The sequence below is a fragment of the Segatella albensis DSM 11370 = JCM 12258 genome (genome assembly GCF_000426565.1).
Classification (GTDB): Bacteria; Bacteroidota; Bacteroidia; order Bacteroidales; family Bacteroidaceae; genus Prevotella; species Prevotella albensis.
In genome coordinates, this window is the sequence record NZ_AUFP01000006.1 from 141,154 (window position 1) to 156,833 (window position 15,680).

Annotated in this window: 12 protein-coding genes and 1 pseudogene; all 13 read right to left on the reverse strand. The window is 43.4% G+C overall.

The genetic code is table 11. The annotated features are described in order from the left end of the window. Positions 1-6: 6 nt before the first annotated feature. The 13 genes and pseudogenes from K333_RS0104785 to panB all read right to left on the reverse strand — a co-directional run bounded on the left by K333_RS0104785 (position 7) and on the right by panB (position 15,668). Positions 7-2,007: an NAD(+) synthase gene (locus K333_RS0104785; RefSeq protein ID WP_024989558.1), complete on the reverse strand. Its 2,001-nt coding sequence runs from the start codon at positions 2,005-2,007 to the stop codon at positions 7-9. Between the two features lie 30 nt (positions 2,008-2,037). Further along, entirely contained in the window at positions 2,038-3,183 is a 1,146-nt protein-coding gene (locus K333_RS0104790; RefSeq protein WP_024989557.1) for a DUF2027 domain-containing protein, read from the reverse strand. Between the two features lie 21 nt (positions 3,184-3,204). Beyond that, the gene (locus tag K333_RS0104795) at positions 3,205-4,479 is read right to left on the reverse strand and encodes an S-adenosylmethionine:tRNA ribosyltransferase-isomerase (protein WP_024989556.1); all 1,275 of its coding nucleotides are present in this window, start codon (positions 4,477-4,479) and stop codon (positions 3,205-3,207) included. Between the two features lie 13 nt (positions 4,480-4,492). Beyond that, positions 4,493-5,191, reverse strand: coding sequence for a phosphatase PAP2 family protein (locus K333_RS0104800; RefSeq protein ID WP_024989555.1), 699 nt, complete (start codon positions 5,189-5,191; stop codon positions 4,493-4,495). After that, a pseudogene (locus K333_RS0104810) lies at positions 5,192-7,763 on the reverse strand (BatD family protein). It abuts the gene before it with no gap. A 2-nt stretch (positions 7,764-7,765) separates the two neighbouring features. Then, positions 7,766-8,476, reverse strand: coding sequence for a tetratricopeptide repeat protein (locus K333_RS0104815; protein ID WP_024989554.1), 711 nt, complete (start codon positions 8,474-8,476; stop codon positions 7,766-7,768). Further along, positions 8,476-9,498 carry a vWA domain-containing protein gene (locus K333_RS0104820; RefSeq protein WP_024989553.1) on the reverse strand — a complete coding sequence of 341 codons (1,023 nt, stop codon included), beginning with the start codon at positions 9,496-9,498 and terminating at the stop codon, positions 8,476-8,478. The genes K333_RS0104815 and K333_RS0104820 overlap by 1 nt, the downstream gene beginning before the upstream one ends. Beyond that, a complete protein-coding gene (locus tag K333_RS0104825; RefSeq protein WP_027452406.1) occupies positions 9,498-10,496 on the reverse strand; it encodes a vWA domain-containing protein in 999 nt (332 codons plus the stop codon). Before K333_RS0104825 ends, K333_RS0104820 begins: the two co-directional genes overlap by 1 nt. 23 nt (positions 10,497-10,519) lie before the next feature. Next, complete coding sequence (locus K333_RS0104830; RefSeq protein ID WP_027452407.1) at positions 10,520-11,620, reverse strand: BatD family protein; 1,101 nt, start codon at positions 11,618-11,620, stop codon at positions 10,520-10,522. 11 nt (positions 11,621-11,631) lie between these two features. Next, on the reverse strand, positions 11,632-12,501 hold the full coding sequence (locus K333_RS0104835; RefSeq protein ID WP_024989551.1) for a DUF58 domain-containing protein: 870 nt from the start codon (positions 12,499-12,501) through the stop codon (positions 11,632-11,634). Further along, the gene (locus K333_RS0104840; RefSeq protein WP_027452408.1) at positions 12,501-13,496 is read right to left on the reverse strand and encodes an AAA family ATPase; all 996 of its coding nucleotides are present in this window, start codon (positions 13,494-13,496) and stop codon (positions 12,501-12,503) included. The genes K333_RS0104835 and K333_RS0104840 overlap by 1 nt, the downstream gene beginning before the upstream one ends. Before the next feature lie 137 nt (positions 13,497-13,633). After that, the gene (locus K333_RS0104845; protein WP_024989550.1) at positions 13,634-14,845 is read right to left on the reverse strand and encodes an MFS transporter; all 1,212 of its coding nucleotides are present in this window, start codon (positions 14,843-14,845) and stop codon (positions 13,634-13,636) included. 4 nt (positions 14,846-14,849) lie between these two features. Next, the gene (panB, locus tag K333_RS0104850) at positions 14,850-15,668 is read right to left on the reverse strand and encodes a 3-methyl-2-oxobutanoate hydroxymethyltransferase (RefSeq protein WP_024989549.1); all 819 of its coding nucleotides are present in this window, start codon (positions 15,666-15,668) and stop codon (positions 14,850-14,852) included. Between the last annotated feature and the right edge of the window lie 12 nt (positions 15,669-15,680).

The window sequence follows — 15,680 nt, forward strand, 5'->3', positions numbered from 1 at the left end:
AAACTATTACAAATTTTCTGCTTCCTCCATCCAAATCGTATAAGCTGCATCACTTGGCATTCGCCAGTCGCCGCGCGGACTCAGACTGACCGATCCCACCTTAGGACCATCAGGGAGACAAGAGCGTTTAAATTGCTGAGTGAAGAATCGACGGATAAAGGTCTTCAACCATTTCTTAATGGTTTCCTCATCATAGGTTCCACCAAGTTCGGCTCCGCTGACATCTTTCTTCACAGCACCCTCCTTGCCATCAACAAAGGCTTTCTTGGCCAACAAGAAGATCTTGGCCGGACGGAAACCAAAACGAAGGAAATAATAGATGAAGAAGTCATGAAGTTCATAAGGTCCAACGAGATCCTCGGTCTTCTGTTTGATATGACCATTCTCATCAGCAGGAATCAACTCCGGACTGATTGGTGTATCGATAATATCCAATAATATATCAGATGCTCTACCCCCTAAAGACTGGGCTGCATATTTCACGAGATATTTGATAAGTGTCTTAGGGATACTGGCATTTACCCCATACATACTCATATGGTCACCATTATAGGTAGCCCATCCCAGAGCCAACTCACTCAAATCACCTGTTCCGATCACCATACCGTTCATCTGGTTAGCCACATCCATAAGAATCTGCGTACGTTCACGAGCTTGTCCGTTCTCATAAGTAACATCATGGTTGTTAATGTCGTGACCGATATCCTCGAAATGCTGAGTGACACTCTTGGCGATACTGATCTCGCGCACCGTAACGCCCAATGTTTCCATAAGATGGAGCGCATTATTATAAGTTCTGTCCGTAGTACCGAATCCAGGCATGGTGACACCGACAATACCCTTGCGACTGAGTTGAAGTTTATCGAAGGCCTTCACACATACGATAAGAGCGAGTGTCGAATCCAGACCTCCGCTGATACCCAACACCACTGTCTTACTGTGGGTATGTACAATTCGTTTGACAAGTCCCATAGCTTGAATGTTAAGGATTTCCTCACACGAAGTCTCCATATCATTACTCTTCGGAATAAAAGGATGCGGATCGACTTCACGGTCAAGGACAAAGTCACGAATCTGTTCAGCAGCATTACATTGGATATATCTGATGTCGAACTGATTGTTGAGTATAGAATATTTGATATTACGCTGAGCATTGACATAAGTAGAATTACTTCTACGCTCACTTCTCAATTTTTCAATATCGATTTGCGCGATCTGCATCTGAGATTCCATCGAGAAGCGTTCGGATGCAGAGATACATTTACCATTTTCATAGATCAAAGCATTTCCACCATATACCACATCCTGAGTACTTTCGCCGAATCCACAAGAACTATACACATATCCCGTCATCGTACGAGCACTCTGTTGTGAAATAAGTTCTTTCAGATAATTATGCTTTCCGATCAACTCATCACTTGCCGAGAGATTAAAGATCAATTCGGCGCCGGCGATAGCCAATCGATTACTTGGAGGTGTAGGAGCCCACACATCCTCGCATACCTCCACACCAAAGTTAGCCCCCTCAGCAGTTTTGAAGATCTGCGGATTCGGAGTAAGAAGTATGTTATGTCCGGCAAAACGGATATTTTGCTCCTTCATATCCTGTGAAGAAGCAAACCAACGTTTTTCATAAAACTCACTATAGTTAGGCAGATAAGTTTTAGGAACGACACCCAGAATTTTACCCTGTTGTATGACGACAGCCGCATTAATAAGCAGATCACCAACGACGATTGGCAATCCCACAATTGAGATGATATCTAGTTTACGGGTAAAATCAAGCAACACCAAAACGGAATTCTCCGCAGCATCAAGCAACATCTGCTGACGGAAAAGATCCTGACAGCTATACCCCGTAATGCATAATTCCGGGAAGACAATGATTTCTACACCTTTACCTTCTGCCTGCACGATTAAGTTTTCTATCTGGTCTGTATTATATTTCACATCGCCCACCTTCACATTTGGGATTGCCGATGCTACCTTTATAAATCCATATTTCATCTCAATAGTTTTTATTAATTGGACTTTTGTTTACTTGATAGTCACTTGTGTGGCACCATATCCATATTCCTGGAAAGAAGCATCCTGATAGGTACAACTCTTGTAACGATAGTTCAGTTCATGAATGATTGCCTGACGCAAGACACCCTCACCCTTGCCATGGATAAAGATAATCTTTTGGCCACGGTGCTTTTTATTCTCCTGCATCACAGATTTAAAATAGTCAACCTGATAATGTAATATATCAGCGGTACTCATGCCCTGAGTAGTTTCGAGCAGTTCCGTCGCATGTAGATCGACAACGATCGTACCATCATCCTTATAGCGAGTATGCTTACTACAAGAAGGTTTCTCATCTTCCTGCTTCTTATGGTACATCTCCTGCTTCAGTTTTTCGGTATTGAAGACCAAAGGTTTGGCAGGATTATCATTTTCCACAATGGTATAGAGCATCGCAGGCGTTTCGAAGAAATCATTCTCGACGAAGGTATGCAGTTTGAAGAATTTAATCGGTTCTATACGGAACTGCAGTTCGATAGGTTGCTTGAGCAAGAAAGGTTTATCCTTCTTGTACGCAATGACTTGGATAGCCTGGTGCAACATATCGTTGAGATTCTCACGTCCGAGTTCCTCGATGAAGATCTTCGTATTAGGTTCTATCTCACCTTCCTTCTTCATCGTCCACGCATTACCTTCAGCAACCATATAGATATACTTCAGATAATAATTACTATCGTTGATGAGATAAGATTCGAATCGGGTATTCGTCACCTCCTTGATATCCTTAGGGACAAAGGCAAGATAAGCACTCAACTTATTACCACCCTGTCGCTCTTCTACAGGAGCTTTATAGGTGATTTCCTTATCTGCCGGATCCACATCAACGGTCATATCTATATTTTCCTCATTATCTGCAAGTATTGCCTTGATAGAGCGCGAATCATCTTTCAGTTCTGTATCAGCAAGAGCATTAGCTTTCTCCTTAGCGTCCATCTTCTCGCTAATCATCTTACCCATACTATAATCATCCTGCTCAACGACAACTACATCGTGAATAGATGTAGGAATCTCAAAACCATCTTCGTCTTCTACAAGAACTATATCTTTACCCTGAAAACCGGAAATCTTACCACCACCGGTCTCAGAGAGAAATCTTACACGATCACCTATTTTCATATTCAATATGCTATTTTAATGTTAAGGAATCAACAAACTACTATCGCCATAACTCAGGAATCTAAAATCATGACTCAATGCGTAATCATATACCTTGCGCCAATCTCCCTTGAGGAATGCACTTACAAGGAGCAACAGAGTTGACTGTGGCTGATGGAAATTGGTAACGAGCATTTTCACGATCTTATACTCATATCCCGGTGCGATAATGATTTGCGTACTGCTATGAAGGGCCTCCAGTCCATTACGGTCGAGATAGTCCAGAATATTCCGGATAGCCTTTGTTGCCGTTATACCATCCACGAGTTTACCATCACGTCCATGATCATAAGGATCCCATTGGTTGACGTGTAACTCTTCTTCGTTGGCATCAGGATGCTGCTCTAGATATACGCCCATATAATACAAACTTTCGAGGGTTCTTACCGAAGTAGTACCTACGGCAATAGCATTACAGTCATGTTCGAGCAGATGCTCAAAGGTATGGCGATGTACCACGATATATTCGGTATGCATTTCATGGCCTTCAATCTCCAGACTTTTTACTGGTTTGAAGGTTCCGGCTCCAACATGAAGTGTCACCTCGTCACGTACGATACCACTATTGTCAAGGGCCTGCAACACATGATCTGTGAAATGCAATCCTGCTGTTGGAGCAGCAACACTACCCTTGATCTTACTATATACTGTCTGATAAGTTGTCTTATCGCTTTCCTGTGTGGCACGATTCAGATATGGAGGGATAGGAAGTTCACCAACAGTCTCCAGGATTTCGGCAAAACTTACCTGATCGGTATTCCAGTCGAAGTCAACCCAATAGTTGGTACCACCGGAATGAGCAGTCATCTTCTTCTGCTCCTCGGTGAGTTCTCCGTCACGTCGCAGAGTAGCACTCAGCGTAAACTGGTGACCTTTGATCCCGAAATCACGATGCAACGATCCGTCTTTCCATTTCTTCAGGTTACCGATCATGCAAAGCCAAGAACAATGGCCTACAGTCTGGAACATCAACTCATAATCGGTAGGAGCAGCTGGCTCCATCAAGAATACTTCGATAAGAGCTCCTGTCTCCTTACGGAAATGCAGACGCGCCTGTATAACCTTCGTATTATTGAATACCATCAAGGCACCCTTAGGAAGATGATTAGGGAGATTATAGAACACATCATCACTCACCTCACCATGCTTATATATAAGGAGTTTACTATGATCACGCTGAGCAAGCGGGAATTTAGCAATGCGCTCATCAGCTAAATCATAATTATAATCACTAATTTTAATATGTTTTGTATCCATAACTAATTTTTTTTTAAATTACCAATATTGCCTCAAAGACCACATAAATCAACGTAAAAGCGAAAACCGTCATCACGATGTCTATATCACTATAATCATATCCTGTTGAAGTATACTGCGTTGAGATATAATTCAGTTGAGGACTAATCCGGTAATATAATCGTATATAAAGTTTATATATTATTAATCCAATAACTCCGCCGACAATGAAACCTACCAAGACATCACTAGGATAATGTACCCCTAAATAGAGTCGTGTCCAGCCACTTACCAAAGACCATCCTATCATCATGCGTCCCAACAGTTTACTTCTGACAAGACAATACACGAATACGGCTATGGCCATGGTATTGGCAGCATGAGCGGAGAAGAAACCGTATAACCCTCCTCCCCTATAATTGTTCACTACGTCAATACTATATTTATAAAGAGGATCCTGTGACGGTCGGAATCTTGCCACCAAAGGTTTAGCGATTCCATCTGCCAACAAATCGGCAAAGATCACGCACAGTACAATGCCACCAATAGCCAGCATGATTTGGGCCATTGTTTCATTATTTCTTATAATCAAGAATACGATTGCAAGATATAGCGGTATCCAGGTTAACCCGTTGGTCAACCCCATCGCCATACCATCCACAAAGAGGGAATTACTACCATTAAAGAAATCGAGGATGGCTTGATCTATCTGTAGAAATGTATTCAAATCCATTTATATTTCTTCAATACTGTTCTCCTGTATCCAACCTGTCCTACCATCCGACAGTTTCACACCTCTCCATCCCTTCATGGTCTTATCCGTGATCTCTACTTTTGTACCCTCATGGATAACGAATTGTTCCGACTCGGCTCTGGTCGGAGTCTTATATACCGGCACGGAAGAAGAAATGACGATGGCACCACTGCGATTCATCAAAGCCTCTCTCTGCTGATAAGCAAAAAGATTGCTCAGCGCAAAGACAAGGACGAAGACGACAGAACCATAAAATCCAATCTTGCGCATCCAGATGTTTGACCCGAAAAGATATACCAGCATGAGGAATAAGGCAAAAGCTATCGAGAAGATTGCGATATATCCCCAATGATCCACACTGGTAAAGTTTACCAAAGCGCGATACCATGTCACGAAGAACATTTCGCTCTCCACAGGAAACTTATCTATTGTCTTACTTCTGGCAAATTCCAGATTAAACTTGATGTCATCATCACCAGGAGAAAGAAGATGAGCTCGCTCATAGGCAAGGACAGCCTGCGTGATATTATCACTACGATAATACGCATTACCTAAATTATAATATAGGTCGGCACTTATACCTTGTCTGAGAAGTTCATTATAATCTTTGATAGCCTGCTGGTAATTACCTTTCTTATATTCATTATCAGCATCCACCTTTGTTATAGCCTTTCCCTGCATACTGCAAAGAAGCAAACAAATCAGTATGATATATCTTGTAAAGTTTCTCATCACCTTATTTTTTCTTCATCACGTTCTCGATATCCATAATTGCCGTCATCGCACTCTCAAAGGTCTTGTTCATATTTCCGGCAGGATCTCCCGGAGCATAGCGTTCATATTCACATTCGTCAAGAGCGCCGACAAACTTGTTTATCGTCTTGTCGTCCACATGCTGTTCTGCCAATTTCTCCTGAATGTTCTCACGAGACAGTTCTGATACAGGAATATTCAACTTATCACCGACATATCCCCATAAAGCGCGCATCACCTCATCATAGAATTCACTCTGACGACCTTTCAGCATCAACAGGTTAGCCTTCTTCAATCGTTTCGTAGCGACCTTATTGGCCTTCTTGCCCTTCATCTTCACGATATCTGCATTTTCAATTGCACGCTTACGGAATATCATCAACAGAGCAACGAACGCAGAAAGCAGTACGATAAGTGTCACAATATAACCGGCACTACCGAAGAAGAAATCATTGATTCCATGCAAATCCGTCTTACCCAGTTTTATAGGATGAATATCTTTGTCATCGGTATAGTCCGTCTCTTCAGAAGAAGACCCGTCACCCTGACTTACATTAATCGTGAACGGTTGAGTTCTAATCGTTTTATACGCATTTGCATTAACGTCATAATAAGTCATCTCCACGGCAGGAATAGTATATTTTCCCTGATTTCTCGGTACAGCCAAGAAATCATAGATCATGTTACCCTCCACACCATTAGCTGTAAGCTTCGTCTTATCGGTGATCTTAGCATCATACTTATCAAAGTCCTTAGGGAACTTGACAACCGGTTGCTTGATCAATTTCAGGTTTCCGACACCACCAACGACGACGCGAAGCGTGATTGGGTTACCCGCTTTGACATCCGCCTTATTGAGAGAAGCTGAAATATTAAATTTGCCGACACCACCGGAGAAATTTGCCGGACGTGTAGGTAAAGGATCTACCAACACCTTGAGTCCCGGAGCTACGATATTCTTCTTCACCTCTACATATCCGGAGCCACCATTGAAGAAAGCCTCGAAAGGATCCACAGAACGATTCTGTTCTACGACAATTCCCTTGAAAGTAATGCTAGGGATCTTGAGAACACCCGTCATCTGAGGATACATCACATACTGACTCCAAGTAACACATTTATAAGTCTTGCCATTTACCCTTTCCGTATGGAAAGTCTTTACCTGAGGCAGTTTCACCTCTTGAGTATGGAAACCGGTAAGGTCTGGCATCTTACCCTCCAGTTGGGTAAGATCAACCGTTGTATATACCTTATAAGTAAGGAGAATAGGTTCCTGTTCATGTACCACACGCTTATTTGCGCTAACACGGATAAAGAGGTCATTCCCCGAGATAGGAGAACCAGCAGACCTCATCCGCAGACCATCCTCACCATCCTCATGCATACGAGGCTGTCGGTTACCATTTGCGGCATGTCCAGTTACCGTAATTCGGACAGGATGCGAAGAAACCCTTCTTCCATCAATAATGGCATGTGCCGCAGGGATCGTATAAGTACCATTCTTGGCAGCATACAGCGTATAGGTAAAAGTTACAGACGAAGAACTACTCGTATGTCCATTTACCATCTGGAAACTCGATTGCGATGAAGTATAAGGCCCTGCTATCACCTCAATACCCCCGGAAACGGAGCATCCTCTGAACTCTTCCACATCCTGCGTATTAACGGTATAGGCGACACGGAAATTCTCACCGGCCGCAACATGCGAAGGTGCAGAAACAGAAATGTGCTGTGCGTTGATGTTCAACCCAAACATCAACATCGTCATTAATATATAGAGTTTAATATATCTTGTCATAATTACCAATTCATGTCATACTGTTTTCTACGAGGTTGACTCATACTCTTATTCATCCTCTGCTTAGTAGCCTTCTCCTGTTGTATAGCAGCGTTGAGCAATTGCTCGGCATTCTGCTTACTCATCTTTGGCTGATTCTGTTGGTTTTGACTCTTATTCTGGTCATTCTTATTCTTGTTCTTGTTTTGATCTTTTTGTTTGTCCTTATTTTGATCCTTCTTTTTATTCTTCTTATTATTTTTGTTATTCTTGTTCTTGTTGTTATTGTTTTTATTATCATTCTTCAAGAGTTTCTTACAGAGCGCAAGATTATATCTCGTCTTGAAGTTTTCCGGATCCAATCTCAGCGCTTCCTTATAAGCCTCGATAGCAGGCTGATATTGTTTTTGATTCTGATAGATCGTACCCATATTATGGAAACTCTTGGCCTTTCTTCTTGGCACCTTCTCCACCTCCGCAGCTTGCTGAAAACTCTTCATGGCTTCCTTTGTCTTATTCTGAGCCAACTGGACAATGGCCAGATTATACAATGCCTGCGAGTTCTCACGATTTGCAGCAATTGCTTTACGATAAGCCGTTTCAGCCTCCGTAAGCGCATTAGAGCGCGCAGCTCTGTTACCCTGTCGTATGAGCGAACGATCATTCTGAGCCATACATGGCCCACTAATCATCAAAGCTGTTAATATTAATATGTGTAATATATATGTTCTCATTACTTCTTCTTAAACAACTTAATATTTCTCAGCGCCGGATTCTTGATCTCCAGAATACAGATTTCGAGAATCAGCAAGAATAGCACGATGATGCCCACAGCCTGGAACTGTTCATCATAGGCACTATAAACAACACTTGAGGTCTCACCCTTTTGCAACTTTCCGATTTCGTTGTTCAGTTTTTCTTCTGCCTCACTGGTATTGTCCACATGAATATAGGTTCCACTTCCTGCCTGAGCCAGTTGCTTACACATCTGCTCATTCAGAGCTGTCATCACCTCATTGCCACTCTTATCTTTCAGATAGCTGCCATCGCCGACAGGTATCGGAGCGCCCTTCGTGTTACCGATACCAAGGACAAAGACATTGATACCTTGTTTCTTTGCCTCAGCAGCCATCTGTTCTGCTCCACCCTCATGGTCCTCACCATCCGTGATGATGACGATAGCACGACCGACCTTGTCGGCCTGTGTGAAACTATGCATGGCAAGATTGATTGCATCGGCAATATTCGTACCCTGTGTTTGGATCAAATCCGGAGTGATATTCTGCAAGAACATCTTGGCACTCACATAATCACTCGTTATAGGCAACTGCACATACGCATCACCTGCAAAAACGATCAAACCGATCTTGTCATTATCAAACTTATCTACAAGGTTCTCGACAAGCATCTTACTCTTGTCCAAACGAGAAGGTACCACATCCTCAGCCAACATAGAGTTGGAAATATCGAGAGCGATGATCGTTTCTATACCCTGACGCTTATCATGCGAAATCTTTGAACCCATCTGAGGACGGGCAATCATTACAATGATCAGAGCAAGTGCAGCGAGCAACAAGCAAAACTTCACGCCAGGACGATACTTCGACACATCAGGCATCAACGACTTGAGAAGTTCGGTATCACCAAACCTCTTCAGTTTATTATGCTGATGTCTCCAAGCGACGAGACGAATCAGGATCAGTACTGGTATCACGACCAGTGCCCATAAATATATAGGATCTTCAAATCTAAACATTATGGTACTCTTCTAAACCAAGTTATTCTCAATAAGATTTCCATCAAGAGACAGATTGCAGCCAACATGGCAAAAGGCTGATAAGCCTCATATCTCTTAGCGAAATGCTGAACATTCATCTTCGTCTTCTCGAGTTTATCTATATCTTTATAAATCTGCTTCAATTCCGAATTGTTGGTAGCACGATAGAAATTACCGTCTGTCGTATTGGCAATATCGCGAAGTGTCTTTGTATCAATCTCTACCGGCATGTTGACATACTGTGTCGTACCACCCACATTCATCGGATAAGGTGCCACCTTATTGGTACCGACAGCAATGGTATATACACGGATGCCCAAGCTCTTGGCAATCTGTGCTGCCGTCATCGGTGAGATGTCACCCATATTATTCGAGCCATCCGTCAACAGGATGACGACCTTACTCTTGGTCTTGCTATCCTTGAGTCGCGTCACCGCATTGGCAAGTCCCATACCCACAGCGGTACCATCAGAGATCAAGCCACGAGCGGCAATATCCGTACGGGTATCTTTCAGCAGAGCCAACAACGAAGCATGATCCGTTGTCATCGGGCATTGAGTAAAGGCCTCACCGGCAAATATCGTCAAACCGATATTATCATTAGGTCTACCGGAGATAAATTCAGAAGCTACATCCTTGGCAGCTTCAATACGATTAGGTTTCAAGTCGGCCGCAAGCATACTCGTAGAGACATCCATAGCCAGCATGATGTCGATACCCTCTACCGACTTGTTGCCCCAAGCATAATGTGTTTGAGGACGAGCCATCACGATAACAATCAATATGAAAGTAATGCATCGAAGCAGCATAGGCAGATGAATCAACCTCATCCTCCATGTCTTCGGTGCGTATTCATAAGCATGGGTATCACTCATGCGAATGGTAGGCTCATTTTTCTTTCTGTACAAGAAATACCACAACACGTATGGTATCAGCAACAGAAGTAATAAAAAATATCCTTTACTTACAAATTCCATATTCCATATACTTTATCACCCAACTAACACATCAATAGGTATAGTTGATAAATGATATACCCCATAAGAGCCACAGTTCCCGCTGTCAGGATAGAAATCAAAGTTTTCAGAACCTTTCTGTTCTGTCGGGTTTGCATATCCGTCTCCGATAATGTCGGAGCCACCTTTTCTTCTTTTTCCACCTCGTCAGTCTTTGTTTCATCAATAAACTTCACGGCATTCACAAGGTTGGCGTCATTCTCGTTGATCAAGGTCTCATACTTAGCGAATTTCACCAGGTCGGCGGTCTGGAAGAGTTCCTTCAGTTCGTCGATCATCTTCTGGTCACCCGTATTTCTCAAGCGTTCGATAATCTCTGAACTTGTCATCTCCATAGCGTTGAAACCAAATCTGTTCACGATATATTCTCGGAGGGTATCCGTAAGACTTGTGTAATACTCCTTCAGTCCCTCCTGATTATCAGTATGCTTGTTTACCTTTATCGCCTCGATAGCATTCAAAGCCTTGTCATGAGCAGGAATACGCTTCACGACACGCAACTTCACGATAATAGGTTTGTTCTGACGAAGACGAATCACGAAATAAACCAGCAACAGGATCAGAATCAAGGTAAGCATACTGTACCAGAAGATACTGCTCCACTCACTCCATAAGAAAGGATTGTCCTGCACATCATTATGCACCCAAAGTGAATCCGTGGCATCGTTACCGATATAGAATCTCTCTGCGTGAGCAGTATCCACCGGTACTGATATCACCTTCAGGGCCAGCACATTACCATGATATGACTTACCTGACACTTTTACCGGTAAAGCAGGAATGGCATACACCTTTTCATCAAATGACGTCAGCGTATATGTTCTCTCCACCTGTACCATACCATTGTCGAGTTTCACTGTATCAGCATCGTTCTGTCCCAGGACCTCCACTCCCGGAACAAGCATTTGCTTATTCTTATAATAAGGTAACGAGGCACGCTGTCCATCCTTCATAGATACTTTCAGATGAAGACGTGTCTGCTCACCGATCAAAATCTGCAGAGAGTCTATGCTCTGTTCCACTGTCACCTGAGCATTCACCGAAAGGGATGCCACACACAGCAAACAAGACAATATGTATTTTATCGTTTTCAATTTTAGCTTCTTTTCTTAAACAACAGCATCAAAGCCTTTGTAAAATCCTGGTTTGTAGCAATGCTCGTCCAGTCTACCTTACTCTTGGCAAATATTGTTTTCAACTTATCCTGGCGATTCATCCAGTATCGGGTATGCGCAGTACGCAGTTTTCTCGAACTCGTGTCGATATACATCTCGTGTCCCGTTTCCGCATCCCTCACCTTCATCAGTCCGATGTCAGGCAAAGTCTTCGCACGCTCATCATATACTTGGATAGCGACCATATCGTGGCGCTGGTTAGCCATCTTGAATTCTTTTTCGAAATCCTGATTATCATAGAAGTCGCTGATCACAAACGAGGTACAATGGCGTTTCTGCACACGGGTGAGATATTCCACGGCAGCCCTGATATCAGTTTTCTTGCTTTCCGGTTTAAAGTCTAGCATCTCGCGAATGATATAGAGGATATGTTTTCTACCCTTCTTTGGTGGGATATACTTTTCGATCTTGTCGCTGAAGAATATCACACCGATCTTATCATTATTCTGAATGGCACTAAAAGCCAATGTTGCCGCGATCTCCGTAGCCATATCCCGTTTGGTCTCTACACAGGTACCGAAATCCAGCGAACCACTCACATCCACCAGCAGCATCACCGTCAGTTCACGTTCTTCCTCGAACACCTTGACATAAGGTTTATGGAAACGAGCCGTCACATTCCAGTCGATATCACGGACATCATCACCATACTGATATTCTCGAACTTCAGAGAAGGCCATACCACGTCCCTTGAAGGCAGAGTGATACTGTCCTGCGAAGATATTCTGGCTCAGTCCACGGGCCTTGATCTCTATCTTCCTGACTTTCTTTAATATCTCTTGTGTATCCATTAAGGCACCTCAACCTTATTGATAATCTGACTTACGATTTCTTCTGAAGTAATGTTACTTGCCTCTGCCTCGTAGCTCAGTCCGATACGATGGCGCATCACGTCGTGTACCACGGCACGCACATCCTCAGGTACCACATATCCTCTATGCTTGATAAAGGCATAAGCACGTGCGGCCTTTGCCAACGCGATACTTGCACGAGGGCTACCACCGAAGGTCATCATCTCCTTGAGATTGCTCAAGCCATAACGTTCCGGATAACGACTGGCGAAGATGATATTAGCAATATACTGTTCGATCTTCTCATCGATATATACCTCGTTCACAACCTTGCGAGCCTCGATGATTTCCTCCTTGCTTACCACAGGAGTTACCACAGGCATCTGTCCGGCCAAGTTCTCACGGATGATGAGTTTCTCCTCCTCCAAAGTCGGATAGTCGATTACCACCTTCAGCATGAAACGATCCACCTGAGCTTCAGGCAACTGATAAGTACCCTCCTGCTCTATTGGGTTCTGGGTAGCCATCACCAAGAATGGGTTAGGCAACTTGAAAGTATGTTCACCGATTGTCACCTGATGCTCTTGCATTGCCTCGAGCAAAGCACTCTGCACCTTTGCCGGAGCACGGTTGATCTCATCAGCCAACACGAAGTTAGCAAAGACAGGACCCTTCTTCACCTGGAAGGTCTCGTCCTTCTGAGAATATATCTGAGTACCCACAACATCAGCAGGCAACAAGTCTGGAGTAAACTGAATACGACTATAATCACTATCAATCAATTGAGCAAGTGTTTTTATAGCCAAGGTTTTTGCCAATCCCGGTACACCTTCAAGCAGGATATGACCATCACTCAGCAAACCTATCAACAAAGAATCGATAAGATGCTTCTGACCGACAATAACCTTATTCATGCCAAGAGTCAGATTCGTGACGAACTGGCTTTGTTGTTCTATCCGAATATTAAGTTCACGGATGTCTATAGCTTCTGCCATATTTCTACGTTATTTAGTTCTAAATCTTAAATTCAAGCGCAAAAATACAGAAAAAGACAAATATAAGCGAATTGGAGTGTCTAAATAATATTAAAAAACTTACTCAAATTCTATAATTTAAGAAACTTTTGTGGTTATTACCGGTTTTTATTACGCATATACCAAGAATGTATAATAAAATTGTAGAGTAGTAACACAAAAAGACAAACTGATATTCCGATCAGATAATGCTCGTTGATGATGGTTCTCATGGCATTTCCTGTCAGTTGTGAAACGTTCTTCGGCCACATCACAATACCGACGAACAATCCGAGGTTCATACCCAATTCCCATCCTAGGAAATGTGTACTCTGCGAGGTTCCACGCTGGCAATGTCCCGCCAATTTGATAAAGAATAACAGGAAGCGACTTCCGATGATGCCTACGCCGAATCCTATAAACACTGGAGCGATAGAACGAACTATTGGCATATCTCGTGTGACGAGCAACAGCAGCGCGACCATAATCATGATCAGACCGGTTATCGTCTCACTCTTCAGGTTGGCATCTGCGAATACATATTTCTCTGCCAGTAACGCGATCAAAAATCCGAACATCATCATACCGAAGAATCGATCTGCCATCGGCAAGGCAAAGAGGATTCCGACAACTGCGGCCACTAAGACGAGAATGAAGAAAAGTGGCATTCCTCTTAGCAGGAAGAATCTATCAAGAGAGAATCTCTTCAAGTCATCATCAGGGGCCTTAAACGGGAATGATACGGCTTCCACGAGGATGATAGCTCCCAGGATACATATTCCCGACGCGACAAGCGTATAACCGAATCCCCAGAATTGGGAGATTGGCAGACTAGCCACAGGTCCGATGGCTAAAGCGAACCTTCCGAACCATGACATCACATGATTAGCCTCGGTACGTTGGAAGCTCTCACATTTATCGATGATCAACGTTCCACAGAGTATCATCTTGGCAAGACCGTAGAAAGCGCCCATCATCAACCTGTCAACGATCAATACGAAGACATCCAGTTGCGAATGGGAATAAACCTCCAAATAATACATCAAAGCCACCGTGATGGCCATGAAAAGCATAGCACGGATGCACACCCTATTTCTACGATATTTCTGTACATACCAATTGATGAGAGGTCCAAAGAGGAATACACCAATGCCGAACACACCCATTGCTGTGGCCGTAATCAACGGATCATAGCCCAGTTTCATCATATGAGGCGGTATCATAGGAATGAGCATATACGCACTCATAGACAGGAGCATATTAGCAAACGCCAGCATCCAGAAATCCTTATGCCATAGCGTTACATGGATTGGTGTATTTTGAGTATCCACGATTTTAATAACTTTCTTCGTCGCTCGGGAATGTAGATTCCTTTACAGTCTTTATATATTCTTGAACTCCATTATTCATCACCTCGGCCACTTGAGCGAAATGGCGCAAGAACTTCGGTTTGAAGCCCTGGGTCATACCCAAAGCATCTGCATATACCAATATCTGACCATCTGTGTCATGACCGGCACCGATACCGATAGTAGCGGCTTTCACGCTCTTTGTCACCTCAGCAGCCAGCGCTGCAGGCACTTTCTCCAGTGTGATACCGAAGCATCCCACCTCGTCTAATATCTTAGCATCCTTGAGGAGTTTCTGAGCCTCTGCCTCCTGCTTAGCTCTAAGGCCATATCCACCGAATTTATGAACGCTCTGAGGGGTCAATCCGAGGTGTCCCATCACAGGGATACCGGCATCGATAATACCCTTTACGGTATCAGCGATTTCCTCACCACCTTCCATCTTTACCGCATCAGCACCACTCTCCTTGATGATACGGATCGCGTTGCGAATGCCCTCCTCGCGGCTCACCTGATAGCTACCGAAAGGCATATCACAGATGACGAGACAATGCTTGCAAGCCTTAGCGACGGCCTTTGCATGATAAATCATCTGATCTACGGTAATAGGAATTGTATTCTCGTTACCTGCCATCACGTTAGAGGCAGAGTCGCCAATCAAAATACCATCAATACCAGCCTGATCGATGATGCCGGCTGTAGTAAAATCGTAGGCTGTAAGCATTGTTATCTTTTCGCCTGCATTTTTCATTTCCACGAAAGTCTTCGCAGTAATTTTCTTCTTGTCAGTAGATAAATATCCCATTGCTTATTTCTA